The sequence below is a fragment of the Chroococcidiopsis sp. CCNUC1 genome, assembly GCF_023546805.1.
GTDB lineage: Bacteria > Cyanobacteriota > Cyanobacteriia > Cyanobacteriales > Chroococcidiopsidaceae > Chroococcidiopsis > Chroococcidiopsis thermalis.
Genome location: NZ_CP097480.1, coordinates 6074553 through 6087922, shown reverse-complemented (window position 1 = coordinate 6087922; position 13370 = coordinate 6074553). Strand labels below are relative to the sequence as shown.

The following is a 13370-nucleotide window of genomic DNA, read 5'->3' as shown; positions in this document are numbered from 1 at the left end:
GAGGGAGCAGCTATCAAGTCGCAAGTCGCAAGTCGCAAGTCGTAATTAATTCACTACACCCTACACCCTTTCTTCACTGGTCACTGGTCAGGAGTCACTGGTCACTGATAACCGTCATAGCCTTAAGCCGATCCATTGCCAGTAACCGTAATAGAACACCACGATCAGTGCCAAATGAACTAGCAAGAGTACGGAACTCAGACGCAATAAGTCTGCTGGTTTATAGGTTTCGCCTTCTAATTCTTGAAACATCAACAGCGCTTTGGAACTGACGGGAAAAGTCAAACAATAGTCCATGCCGACGTTGCTGAGGAATAAAACCGCTACGGGATTGAGTTGCAAGCTGTTGCCTAGATATAACAGCGCTGGGACTAGAGCTACAGCTCTGGCTGTATGCGAAGTCATGTAAATGTGGGAAGTCAGGGCAATTAGAGATAATACGAGCAAGATCAAGAGGCGCGATTCTGTGCCAGCAATGCCACTTGCGGCAAATAGCTGGTTGATAATCCATTCGGCTGCATCAGATTCAATCAACGCCTCGCCTAAAACCAAAGCTGCACCCACAAATACAATTAAGTTCCAAGAAACTGCTTTCAACCCATCTTTCCAGCTAATGACTCCAATACTAGGTGCAGTTAGTACTAAAGCCCCAATCACCGTAACGGTGGCGATTTCCAACCCATGCCAACTTTCCGTCAACCACAGCCCTACCATGACCAAAACGACAAGCAGTGTTGTTCGTTCTGCTGTAGAAAAGGGTTTTTTTTGCTGATAAGGAATCTGAAGTTGGCGCTGGCGGCGATTTTTGTCTAAAAATAAGCGCAAAATTACCCAGCAAGAAATATAACTAGCGACAACTCCAAACGGCACGCCATAAAGCGCCCACTGTGCGTAAGAGAGCTTGACATCAGCAATTTCGTCTAACAAGTCGATCGCGATCAGATGGGAACCAGCACCGATGAGAGTAGAAATCGTGGCAACTAAAATAATTGTCGGCATCAGTAGCGCCATTGCACGGGTGATGCGGCGATCGCCTGCGGCGTTGGCAATGCTGCGAAATACAGGAATGACTACAGCTGCCCTGCCAGAAGTGGAAGGAATAACGAAAGACAAGGGAATTAATATAGTTGTCAACAGCCAAAATACACTGCTGACATTCCGGGCGCGACTGACGACCAACTGCGTTAATCTTGCCGCTAAGCCCGTTTGCTGTACGGCTCCACCCAAAATGAAAGCACCGATCATCAGCCAAATTACATCTGATTCCAGTGCCTCAAATAACGCTTCTTGTTCGCTACCACCAGATAATATAAGCAACACCACCGTTGCCAGAGCAACGTATGCTGCATTCAGGGTTGTGGTTGACCACAAGATTACCGCTAAGGCAAAGGCAAACAGAGATAATCGCGCCTCTGTTGGCAGCGAACTTGGTAGAAGAATGGCGATTCCTGCTATGAGAGTCAGCGCCAAAGGTAGCACGGCATCAACCACCCAACGAAACCGTCGCTGACGTGGGTGAGTTTTAGGTAGAGGGCGCTTGCTCTCAATGCGCGACCAAATGCTAGTCGTGCCTAGTCGCTCCTTGCTACCTGCCTTTTGAGTGGCAGCAGCTTTATTCATCTTTCCTCCTAGTCACCAACTAACGTGCGGTATGACGACCTGTACTGAGTGATTGTTTCACTCGATTGACACAAGCGATCGCCCGTGCTTAATCAGAGACTAACATCTTCTTAAAGTAAATTTAATTTCTTGTCTAAGTATCTACCCTGGGATGGAAGGCAGAAGTTTTTACCTCAATTTAGCTTTTTTCATAGATCGATTTCTAGTATTTCTGCAAACGTAATTTTGCACTTTTTGAAATTTCGTATTTTTGCACTTGTGAAAATTAAAAGAGAGGTTATTCGAGCAAAATTATCCAAACATGCTTCAGAAATCCTTTGAAAACTCAACTTTATGAAATTTCAAATATAGTTGCTTTAATTTCAAAAAATAAATAAAAATAGTAAGCATGAACCAAACTTTAATGAAAAAGTTAATTTCGATCGTCGCTCCTCTAGCGATCGAATTATTGCTTTCTCCTACAGTCATAGCAGAACAAATTCTGCAACATACACATATTGACCCGAACAGCAACGAGCGCCAAAGTATAAAAAACAACTTTCAACTATCAAAGGACATACCTCAAACTACTAGTATCATAGATAACATTAACCAAGATGAAAAACGGTTTTCGATCGCCGAGCGTCGCGATCGTAAAGATCCCCCCTTCGCCCCCCTCGATCGGGCGGGTTGGGGGGATCTTCAGATGAGCCAAGTCACGTCTGTTTCGCAGTTATCTGATGTCCAGCCTAGCGATTGGGCTTTTCAAGCCTTGCAATCTTTAGTGGAGCGCTACGGAGTCATTGCTGGCTATCCAGACAGCACGTTTAGAGGCGATCGGGCAATGACGCGGTATGAATTTGCGGCAGGGTTGAATGCAGCATTAGAAAGAATCAACGAACAGATCGCAACTGGCAATCCTATAACTCAAACAGACTTAGCCACCCTACAAAAACTGCAAACTGATTTTGCTACCGAACTGGTGACTCTACGCGGGCGAGTCGATCGCTTAGAGGTACAGACAGCTCAGTTAGAATCTAATCAATTCTCTACCACCACCAAACTAGAAGGAACGGTGATTTTTGCCCTCAGCGATGCTTTTGGCGGAGCGGGCGACGACAACAATACAGTGCTGCAAAGTCGAAGCAGACTTGCTTTTGAAACCAGTTTTACTGGAAAGGACTTACTGACCACCAGGCTTGATTTTGGCAACTTCGAGCAATTTGACTTGCCAACAGATGAAGGGCGTTTAGGTTTTGACTCGAACACCGAAGGAAGCGTGGAACTGGGGAACCTAGAATATGAACTACCAGTGGGTGAAAAAATAACGCTGTTGTTCCAATTCAACGATTCAGACAGCGATGATTTTACGGATGTAATCAACCCTTTGTTTGAAGATAGCGATACGGGGGCAATTTCTCGCTTTGGACGACGCAATCCTATTTATCGCGTCCCCAATAGCAACACGGGAATTGGAGCGAGGTTACAGTTATCTGAGGCAATGAGTTTTGATTTCGCTTATCTGGCTGGAGATGCTAACGATCCGGCAGCTGGTGCGGGACTATTTAACGGCGATTACGGCGCGATCGCTCAGTTAACATTAACGCCCAGCGATCGCCTTGCTGTAGGCTTAACTTATATTCATTCTTATGGAGCTGCCGGTCAAGGTTTAGATACAGGTACGGGTAGTACAGCCGCTAATTTAACTCAAATCGGCACGCCAGATCTCGAACTGCCTGTAGTCGGTAACTCCTATGGCATTGAAGCCAGTTACAGAATTAGCGAGGATTTTGCGATCGGTGGCTGGGTGGGCTATACTGCTGCTCGCGCGATCGGTTTGGGAGATGGATCGATTTGGAATTACGCCATCACCCTCGGATTTCCCGATCTGGGCAAAGAAGGCAATCTCGGCGGAATTATAATCGGGATGCAACCGAAATTAACTGGTACGAGTAGCGGTTTAAGAGCGATAGGGCAATCGAGCGACCCCAATACTTCAATTCACGTTGAAGGCTTCTACAGATACCAAGCTACAGATAATATCTCTATCACCCCTGGTTTGATTTGGCTGACAGCTCCAAATCATAATACTGAGAACGAAGACATCGTGATTGGAACAATTCGCACTGCTTTTGAGTTTTGAGTGCTACACAATTAGGCAAATTTTTCCCACGCCTGGGTGACAATCTCGCTCAGCCTGCGGCGCTGGCGATCGTCTAATAAGCTATCATCTGCAAGCAGTTGGGCAGTTAGCTGTTCTAAAGATTGTCCTTGAGAACGGACGAACTGAATCACGCCCGCGATCGCAGTGGCTACCAATTCATCGCTAATTGGTTTTTGTCTGAGATTAATAATTTCTTCGGGGCTGGTTGGGATGGGATAATGCATGGCGGGAGTTTACAAGATAAAAAACTGTTTTAATAAATCCAAACACAATTGTAAATTTTCTTAAACTTGTTCTAAGCAAGCTTATTTTTGGCAAGCTTAGCCTAGTCTAAACCCTTGTCACCTCTGTCCAAATTGGTAGTTTACCCATAGACAAAAGCGCCAAGATGAAAGAACTCTTGTACATTGAAATCCCCACACCAGACACATCTGTCGTTCGGCACTGGTTGCAAGCGGAATTTGAACCAGGAATCGGGCAAAAAGCGATCGCGCCTGAAGGTTTTCGCTTGCAAATACCTATAGATACAGCGATAAAGACAAATATTTCAGATCCAACGGCAAAAAAGCTAGGGGAGATCTCCGCTTTTGTTTGGTCTGTACAGCGTACTACATATCTCAAGGTCTTCCGTTGGGCAGATTCTCCCCTACCAGGAGAACGGCAAATTCTGCAAAGTCTTGTAAAGCAGATTAGAATTAAGTTTCCTCATAACTATCCCGCACCACCAGCAATAGATTTATCCCAACAATCTATTTTTGAGGCGCTTGCTCCCCACTACCCCCTCACCGTCAAGTATTTTCAGCAAATGCCTAATGGCGAATACGATCTCAAGCGAGTTTACTGGTGGGAGCAAAGGTGGCGCGAAGGAGTGCAGAATCCGCAGCAGCCGCGTCAAGTTGTGTTTTCTAGGGAAAATGTAGAGACGTTACATGTAAACAATGTAGAGACGTTACATGTAACGTCTCTACAGCCATCCTACGATCTCATTTACATCGGTGGCGCATTAGGCGTAATTCATGCAGCAGTGATGGCGCAACTGGGTTATCGCGTGTTGTTGTTGGAGCGTTTGCCATTTGGACGGATGAATCGGGAGTGGAATATTTCTCGCACGGAATTACAAAGTTTAATCGATCTGGGTTTGCTAACTCCTGCAGAATGCGAAAGTGCGATCGCACGAGAATATAAAGACGGATTTAATAAGTTTTTCGATGGGAACAATCCACCCCACTTAAAAGCACCGATCCTCCATACTCCAACGGTGCTGAATATAGCCTTAGATGCAGAAAGGTTACTGCGGCTGTGTGGAGAAAAGTTAAAAGCTGCGGGGGGTGAAATTTGGGACGAAACCGAGTTTCTCCGTGCTGATATCGAGCGATCGCAAGTTACGTTACAAGCTCGGCATTTACCCAGCCAAACTCAAAAACAAGCCAGCGGACGAGTTTTGGTAGATGCAATGGGGACAGCTTCTCCGATTGCTTGGCAACTCAATGGCGGTCGTGCTTTTGATAGCGTCTGTCCGACGGTAGGAGCGGTAATTAATGGCGGCTTTGAGCCTGGGGTATGGGATGCTCAATATGGCGATGTACTCAATAGCCACGGCGACATTTCGCGGGGAAGACAGTTAATTTGGGAATTATTTCCTGGTGCGGGCGAAGAAATCACAGTTTATTTGTTTCACTACCATCAAGTCAATCCAGAAAATCCCGGTTCGTTGCTGGAGATGTACGAGGACTTTTTCACGATTTTGCCAGAGTATCGCCGTTGCGACCTAGATAAACTCGTATGGAAAAAACCTACGTTTGGTTATATTCCGGGACATTTTAGCGTTGGGAGTCGCGATCGCACGGTTGCTTTCGATCGCTTAGTCGCGATCGGCGATGCAGCTTCGCTGCAATCTCCCCTCGTCTTTACTGGTTTTGGCTCCCTCGTTCGCAATCTCAGCCGTCTTACAGCCTTATTAGATACGGCATTAAAGCACGATTTGCTCAGTGCTAGCGATTTGAATCAAATTCGCGCCTATCAAAGCAATGTTGCCGTGACTTGGATGTTTTCTAAAGGCATGATGGTTCCCACGGGTAAATTTTTACCACCAGAACGGGTCAACTCGATGCTGAATAATTTCTTCGGACTGTTGACTGACGAACCTTTAGAAGTTGCCGATCGCTTTATCAAAGACCGCTTTGATTGGTTTACTTTTAATCGTTTGGCGCTGAAAGCTGCCAGAAAAAATCCCGTCTTGCTGCTCTGGATTTGGGAATTAGCCGGAGCCAAAGATTTGCTGCGATGGCTGCTGAGTTACTTCAACTTTAGCTGGAATTCCTTGTTGAGTCTTTGTTTTAGCGGCTGGTTGCCGAGTTTCTTGCGCCAGATCCAGCCGTGGTTAGAACGCCGCTATCCCAGATTGTGGTTGAGGCTGCTGACACAAAGCTACGCCCTAACAACTGGTATGGGAAGACCCCAACTGGCGATCGCCCCTCATCCCCGCACGCCTGCAATTGGTTCTCAAGATGTGGTTAGTAGTTAGTTGTTGGTTGTGGGTGAGTGGCTTGTGGCTAGTGACTAGTGGAACCAGATTCAATTCTTGTCACCGGTTCCACTAGTCACTGACAACTGATAACTGACAACTGACAACCGCTCACTGATTCTGGTTTCTGCGTGGAAATTTTGGTAATTCAATTGATGCTAGTGATTTTCTACCTTTGGGTGGATGCCAGGGATAAACAACTGGTGAGGGCCAGTTGAGGTTAACCTGATTCTGGCTGGATGGGGAAGCATCGGCAGGGGAAGCTTCTGCTTCGCCTGCTGGTTCCTCCGTCTGCGATTCATTGGTTGGGTGCGATTCTGATATCTGTGGTTGGGGCGCGAGCCGATCGAGGTCGAGCGACGTTGTATCGTCAGTCTCGATCGCCTCTGCTGAAGCTTCTTCTTGTAACAAACTCAAGAAATCGTCTAGGTCTACTTCTTGGTTAGTTTCTGAAAAGAAAAAACTTTGCTCTGCGGAGCTATTCCCACTTTGCAAATCGAAAGATCCAGTACTGGGGGTGGAATTGAAACTGTAAGGCGCTTGGCGATCGCTCAAAAAGTTTTCCGCCGTCCACTCATTCAATGGTGAATCTGAGGATTCTTGTCGGTCGCGATCGATAAAATTCGGGGTTTGAATCGACCACGGAGTAATCGGTTGCGGGTTGGGGAATAACGATTGCGTTCTCAAACTACTAGCATGATTTTCTGGGGGTCGATCGGTTGTGGCAGCGGGTGATTCCGCGCACTTTTCTAGCGCTACTTTTAACTGCATGGTGTAGCGTTGCTGGCGCAGTAAGCGAGAGCGGAGATCGCGGCAGGATGTCTCGACTTGCATGAGCTGATAGGATTGCTCATTATATCTAGACTGCACGAGAGAGCATTCTCTTTCCATTTGAGCGATCCGTTCTTGGCTGGCGTTTAAGTCATCGGTAAGGGTCTCAACCACAATTTTCTGCTGCTGGATGGCTTGTTCTGCCGTCTCTAGCTTGGCAGATAAAGATTCTACTTGCGATCGCGCTTGCTCCTGAGCTTGAATTTTTTGGGCAAGCTTCAAATCTGCCTCGCGCGATCGCCCTCTGATGTAATGCAATTCATTTTGGCTGTTTTCTAGCGCTCTCTCTAACTGAATTACCCGTTCTACTAGTTTGGTGTTGGAGCCGCGCATCTCTTGGATGAAACTCAATAATGTCGCGACTTCTTCAGGAGTTAAGGATGCTCCACCATTCTCTGCCGAGTCCATCCAGCGAGCAACGGACGACCAAGAACCTACTGCGGGTTCTGGTTCCACAGAAACATCGCGGGCAACAGCAGCATCGTCCGCTGACTCAGATAAATTGGTTTCGTCTTGGTTTGCTGGGGATGCCTCACCATCGGCAAGCCCACTATTAGCAAAATTAAACCACTCAGCAAATGGCGCACTATTGACTTTTTCTGCTTCACTCATGGTCTTGTACCCCGCTGTAAAAATTCTTAGCTGCCCCGATATCAGACTTTCTATTATTCATCCACTTTTAAAAGATTTTTTTAAAGATTCAGACTTTCTTAAAAAAAATAGATCTTCTACCATAAATGAATTTTTCAGTATTTATACTGGTAACTTTTCCCAAATTCTGTATGCAGAAATATAAAATAATTAGGCGCGAGTTGTTACTCTCGTTTCTATCCTGTAGCTATCTTACCTCCACCACCTCAATTGAAGAAAGTCAGTTGTCAGTGGAAAGTGAGTAGTGAGTTGCTAGTGGCTGGTGGCTGGTGGCTAGATGCTTCTGACTTGCGAATGCGCGAACGTGCATCACTAATTAATTATTTGCTCTATGTCATTTAATTTTCCGGCTCGGACTTGGTTAGGAGTTGTGGTAAGTAGTTTAGGACTGTGGTTTTTACCCATACCTGGAATCGCCAACTCCGCGATCGCGGCAAAAAAAATTTATATTTCCTATGGAGCGATCGAACGGTCTATTTCTGTGAACTCCTTGGAAAGCTACGCTAAAAAAGGCATAGTTGACGACGAGTTAGCTACCTATGCAGCATATGTCAGTCCCCAACGATTGTTACAATTACAACGAGTTTTACTCAAACGGATCGATCTAAGTCCGGTTGCAGTATCCCAGTTTCTTTATACGCCAACTGGAACAACCCTGTTAAAAAGACTAGGCGAGGTTGTCCAAACTGAATCTCGGCAATCGGGATTTTATGCCCTGCGCTCGGCACTCATTTTAGCAGCAGCAGATCCAAAAGGCTTAACACTCCTGAACATACTACACAAATTTCCAACTAACGTACGAGTTAATATGGGGCGGATGCTTCAGATGGCTGAAGCCCTAGAAACCTTGATTAGCCAATCACGCAGAGCGATCGCCTTAATTTCCGAAAATTCGACAGTCGCAGCTGCTCAAGTCCAAGGAATAAATTTTTCTCAGTTACCAGATTTGCGATCGCCCGGACGTTTTAGTTGGAGCAAGCAAACCTTAAAATTAAGCGATCGCCGCCGCGATCGGGCTTTTGTTGCCGATCTTTATTTACCCAGGGAGCAGGGACAAGGGGGACAAGGGGGAACTCGGGACCCCACGACCGAAGGGAGTGGGGATTAGGGGGCGAAGGGGGACAGGGAGACAAGGAAGCAATTACCAATTACCAATTACCAATTACCAACTACCAAAATTTCCCAGTCATAGTCATATCCCACGGTTTAGGGAGCGATCGCACGAGTTTTATTTATCTAGCCGAGCAACTGGCAAGTTATGGTTTTGCTGTTGCAGTTCCCGAACATCCTGGTAGCAATGCAGAACAATTGCGATCGCTGTTTTCCGGTCAAGCAGCCGAAGTAGCAGAGCCAAGCGAATTTGTCAACCGTCCTTTAGACGTGAAATACTTATTGGATGAATTAGAGCGACTGAATGCAGTTAATCCCAGTTGGCAGTTGAATGTACAACGAGCAGCGATTATTGGTCAATCTTTTGGCGGTTATACTGCCTTAGCTTTAGCAGGCGCAAGCTTGAATTTTAGTCAATTGCGTCAAGATTGTAACAACCCTAAAGATATCTGGAATCTATCGCTACTGCTTCAGTGTCGTGCTTTGGCTTTACCATTGACTCAAGATAATTTGAAAGACTGGAGAATTAAAGCCGCGATCGCCATTAACCCATTTACTAGTAGTATTTTTGGGGAATTAGGGTTGAGGAAGATTCAAATTCCCATAGCGATCGTCAGCAGCAGTGCAGATACAATTGCTCCTGCCTTACCAGAACAGATTATTCCTTTTGCTTGGTTAACAGCAGAGCGAAAATACTTGCTCTCCATCGATCGCGCCAGCCATTTTTCTACGATTGGCGAATCAGCAGCGGAAGATGCCGATCCGATTCCCCTACCCGCACAAGTTATCGGTCCCAATCCGGCGATCGCACGTCGCTACGTTAGCATTTTGAGCGTGGCATTCATGGAAACTTATCTCGATCGAAACCCCCAGTATCGTCCTTATCTCAGCTCCTCCTATATTCAAACCGTCAGCCAAGCACCGCTAGATGTGAGTCTCGTTTCATCCTTACCACTAACCCAGCTAGCTAATTCTATCTGTACGGTGGTCACAGCCCAACAGAATTTTTGTCCTCAAGCTTACAGGCGGGGGAGAAAAGAGAGCTGAGGGAGCTGAGGGAGCTGAGGAAGCTGAGGGAACTGAGGAGAGAATAATAACCAATGACCAATGACCAATGACAAATAACTCTAGTTAGAGGTCAATTTGCGATCGCGCTTGCTAACTTGGTGAATGAGATCGAGACGAGGAGTTAAATGGTAATGGACAAGACTTTATTGATGATTTTACTGTTGGGTTTGCTACTCAGCTTCATCGTAGCGCCGTTTTCTGGCTTAGCCTTACTGATGATTTTCCTGCTAGTCTCAGCTGTTTTGTGGACAGGCTGGACGCTTGTGAGTATTTTAATCCGTGGTAAGACAAGCGACAGTAATTCGTAGTTCAGCGATCTACGGTTCGGTAGGTTCACCAATCGATGCGGTCATATGTGAGTTGCGATCGCCACTAAACCATCGTAGTTGCAAAACAGGTAGTTACAAAAAAGAACGATAGATTTCGCTTTCTAACGTACCGCTAAAATACCCCTGTCCAATAGAGGTTCTCTGCCAGTCTGCCAATGCTTCATCTGGCGTAATTCTAATCGTAGATACTAATTCTGCCCGAATCTGCTGAATGAGTTCCTGCTCTTTCAGCTTAGTATCTCTTACTTTTGGTGTAGATGTGGAAGTTCGAGCGATCGACATTATGGCTTATCCCTCTTGCACCAAGATTTATTTCTCAATATTCTCAGGCTATAACTGCACCCACGTTCGTCAGCTTAAGAATTCTTGATAAAGAGGAGACAAGGGAGACAAGGGAGACAAGGGAGACAAGGGAGACAAGGGAGACAAGGGGACAAGGGAGACAAGGGAGACAAGGGAGACAAGGGAGACAAGGGAGAGGGGGAGACAAGGGAGAGGGGGGAGACAAGGGAGCAACTACTAATTCCCTACACCCTACACCCTTTCTTCACGCATCACGCACCACTCATCACGTACCACTGTTTACTAGACCTCCTGCATGAATCAAACAGGAGTTACGCACTTGAGTTTCAGTCCTCGACGATCCCTCCTAGTTCCTCCCTTAAAAAGGGAGGAATAAAGCCCCCTTTTTAAGGGGTTGGGGATCGACTGCGTAACTCCTGTCAAAAAATCATGGATGTCATTCTGTTGGCGAAGCCTTCCCGAAGGGTACGCAACGCAGTGTAGTGAAGAGTCTCCCAGATGTTTCGCTTCGCGTGTGGATGACAATTCAAGTATTCACGCAGGAGGTCTACTGATAACTGAAAAAAGTGTCACTGGAGATGAGTTAAAGAGAAAGAGCGTGAGTTATTTAAATTTGTAGATATACTCATAATGCCCTGTAAAAGCTGGGATGGTGCGTAATTCCGAATTCCGAATTCCGAATTCCGAATTTCCTCGCTTCTCATAACTCCTTCGCTGTCATATGTCCGTATACTGCACTCAAGGTCACGAAAACTTGCCTGAAAGTCGTTTTTGTATGCATTGCGGCGAGAAGCTGTCTCTAGCGTCGGGAAATGGCTTGTATTCAGGACAGATGTTAGGCGATCGCTACTCGATCGTACGTTTGCTAGCACAAGGTGGTTTTGGGCGCACCTATCTAGCGGAGGATACTAACCGCTTTCGCGAACTCTGCGTTTTGAAAGAATTTGCGCCGCAAGCACAGAGTAATACTCTTTTACGCAAAGCAGCAGAATTGTTTGAACGGGAAGCGGGAGTGCTTTACAAATTGCAGCATCCGCAAATTCCCCGCTTTCGCGAATTATTTCGCGTCAAAATTGACAGTAAAGAACATTTATTTCTGGTTCAAGATTACGTAGAAGGGGAAACCTACCGTAGCCTGCTAGATGAGAGAATGCAGCAAGGAAAATTTTTTAGCGAGACAGAGATCGTTCACCTCTTGCAGCAAATTCTTCCTGTATTAGATTACATCCACAGTGTAGGAGTCATTCATCGGGATATTTCCCCAGAAAATTTAATTTTACGCGCTAGCGATCGCCTACCAATGCTAATTGATTTTGGTGGTGTCAAACAAGTTGTTGCGACTGTTTCATCAGCTAAGTCTGGTAGGGGAATGCATACCGCTACGCTACTAGGAAAAGTCGGCTACGCACCACCCGAACAAATGCAGCAGGGGGTAGTTTATCCTCACAGCGATTTGTATGCCTTGGCTGCTACGGTATTAGTTCTACTTACAGGTAAAGAACCACAAGAATTAATCGACGATCGCCATCTTACATGGCACTGGCGGCGAGAAGTCAGTCTTACGCCAATGGTAGGGACAATGTTAGATAAAATGCTATCTCCTCGCCCTAGCGATCGCTATCATTCTGCACAACACGTTTTACACCTCTTACAGCAGCATAGCACCGCTGCGACACCCCTACCTACTCCCATGACAGTAGCAGTTAATAAGTCGCCAGTTGCCGTTGCTGTCAAGCCAGTTATTAATATTTCCCAACCCGTTATTAACATTCCGAAGCCAGTTATTAATTTTTCTCAGTTGGTTAACAATTTTCCCAAACCAGCAATTAACATTCCGAAGCCAGTTATTAAAATTCCTAGCGTTACTTTTTTCAAAACCAAAAAAATTTGGTTTGCATTACCAATAGGAATTATATCTGCATATATGGGTTGGTTAGCAGTGAGTGGTTGGTTGCAATTTCAATCAAATCTAACTGACAAGAAAGTACCTCAGTCGCCAAAAGTAGTCGCTAAACCTCAGTTTTCTGCTGCCGAACAACGTCGGAAAAATCAATTGCGCGATCGCCGCCAGCGAATAGGGATAAATAACAGATATTATATTGCTTTAGTAGACCAAGTTTTTTGGGAAAGATATCCTCAGTATAAAGGTCGTCGTCTCACGGCGAATCCAGAGGATGCAAAAATTAGGGCTGATTGGGATAATTTGGCGGCGGACTGTTTAGATTGGTTGCAATTTCTGCCCTTAGAAACTCGCAAGCGTTTGGGTAGTTACTCGCAAAAAGATCGATCGCGTTGGCAACAGCAATTGTATCAACTAAACCTAAGTAATAGAGTTTTATACGATTTAGCTGATGCTGCCTTTTTACAAATGTTTCCCCAACAGCGGGGACAAAATTTTATGAACAAACCAATTAATCAGGTTTGGTATGCGATCGCTGAGGAGAAGTTGCAAGCTATCCTGAAGGGAAACGCTTATGAGAAAATTGAGTTTGATTCTGGAACGAGTGAAAGACAAGTTAGTGGTAGGTTGAAGTCTGGCGAAGGCAAAACTTTTGTTGCCGAATTAACAGAAGAACAAGTGATGCAACTGGAATTGGAAGCCGATCCGCAAGTATTAATTTCCGTATATTCTCCTACAGGTAAAATTAAGCTGATGGAAGATTCTCGCAATCGTACTTGGGATGGAGATTTACCAGAATCCGGTTTTTACGAGTTTGTTGTCGTATCTACTGCGTCTGGTAAGAGCGATTATCAGCTTAAACTAATAATTAGCGAATAGCAGTCTGCATCC

11 protein-coding genes are annotated in these 13370 nt (G+C 45.7%); 7 read left to right on the top strand and 4 right to left on the bottom strand.

Annotated features, from left to right (window positions below):
- Positions 1-114 precede the first annotated feature (114 nt).
- Positions 115-1620 (bottom strand): SLC13 family permease, encoded by a 1506-nt coding sequence (locus tag M5J74_RS28190; protein ID WP_250014553.1) that lies wholly within the window; start codon positions 1618-1620, stop codon positions 115-117.
- 388 nt (positions 1621-2008) lie between these two features.
- Between M5J74_RS28190 and M5J74_RS28185 the strand changes: the two genes are divergently transcribed.
- On the top strand, positions 2009-3742 hold the full coding sequence (locus tag M5J74_RS28185; RefSeq protein WP_250014551.1) for an iron uptake porin: 1734 nt from the start codon (positions 2009-2011) through the stop codon (positions 3740-3742).
- An 11-nt stretch (positions 3743-3753) separates the two neighbouring features.
- Here the strand turns inward: M5J74_RS28185 and M5J74_RS28180 are convergent, their stop codons facing one another.
- Positions 3754-3987 (bottom strand): hypothetical protein, encoded by a 234-nt coding sequence (locus M5J74_RS28180; RefSeq protein ID WP_015157184.1) that lies wholly within the window; start codon positions 3985-3987, stop codon positions 3754-3756.
- 164 nt (positions 3988-4151) lie between these two features.
- Between M5J74_RS28180 and M5J74_RS28175 the strand changes: the two genes are divergently transcribed.
- A complete protein-coding gene (locus M5J74_RS28175) occupies positions 4152-6287 on the top strand; it encodes an NAD(P)/FAD-dependent oxidoreductase (protein ID WP_250014549.1) in 2136 nt (711 codons plus the stop codon).
- A gap of 111 nt (positions 6288-6398) precedes the next feature.
- Here the strand turns inward: M5J74_RS28175 and M5J74_RS28170 are convergent, their stop codons facing one another.
- The gene (locus tag M5J74_RS28170; protein ID WP_015157182.1) at positions 6399-7730 is read right to left on the bottom strand and encodes a hypothetical protein; all 1332 of its coding nucleotides are present in this window, start codon (positions 7728-7730) and stop codon (positions 6399-6401) included.
- Positions 7731-8100: 370 nt separating this feature from the next.
- Between M5J74_RS28170 and M5J74_RS28165 the strand changes: the two genes are divergently transcribed.
- The 3 genes from M5J74_RS28165 to M5J74_RS28155 all read left to right on the top strand — a co-directional run bounded on the left by M5J74_RS28165 (position 8101) and on the right by M5J74_RS28155 (position 10255).
- Positions 8101-8877: an alpha/beta hydrolase gene (locus tag M5J74_RS28165; RefSeq protein ID WP_250014548.1), complete on the top strand. Its 777-nt coding sequence runs from the start codon at positions 8101-8103 to the stop codon at positions 8875-8877.
- Positions 8760-9926, top strand: a complete 1167-nt coding sequence (locus tag M5J74_RS28160) for a hypothetical protein (protein ID WP_250017181.1) — start codon at positions 8760-8762, stop codon at positions 9924-9926. The genes M5J74_RS28165 and M5J74_RS28160 overlap by 118 nt, the downstream gene beginning before the upstream one ends.
- 146 nt (positions 9927-10072) lie before the next feature.
- A complete protein-coding gene (locus M5J74_RS28155; RefSeq protein WP_041462642.1) occupies positions 10073-10255 on the top strand; it encodes a hypothetical protein in 183 nt (60 codons plus the stop codon).
- A gap of 93 nt (positions 10256-10348) precedes the next feature.
- On the opposite strand, the gene M5J74_RS28150 is transcribed toward M5J74_RS28155, so the two are convergent.
- Complete coding sequence (locus M5J74_RS28150) at positions 10349-10558, bottom strand: hypothetical protein (protein WP_106545418.1); 210 nt, start codon at positions 10556-10558, stop codon at positions 10349-10351.
- Between M5J74_RS28150 and M5J74_RS28145 the strand changes: the two genes are divergently transcribed.
- Together M5J74_RS28145 and M5J74_RS28140 are read left to right on the top strand one after the other, a co-directional pair.
- The gene (locus M5J74_RS28145) at positions 10534-10878 is read left to right on the top strand and encodes a hypothetical protein (RefSeq protein WP_250014546.1); all 345 of its coding nucleotides are present in this window, start codon (positions 10534-10536) and stop codon (positions 10876-10878) included. The two genes, M5J74_RS28150 and M5J74_RS28145, sit on opposite strands and share 25 nt — an antisense overlap.
- Positions 10879-11300: 422 nt before the next feature.
- On the top strand, positions 11301-13358 hold the full coding sequence (locus M5J74_RS28140) for a serine/threonine-protein kinase (protein WP_250014544.1): 2058 nt from the start codon (positions 11301-11303) through the stop codon (positions 13356-13358).
- Positions 13359-13370: the final 12 nt, after the last annotated feature.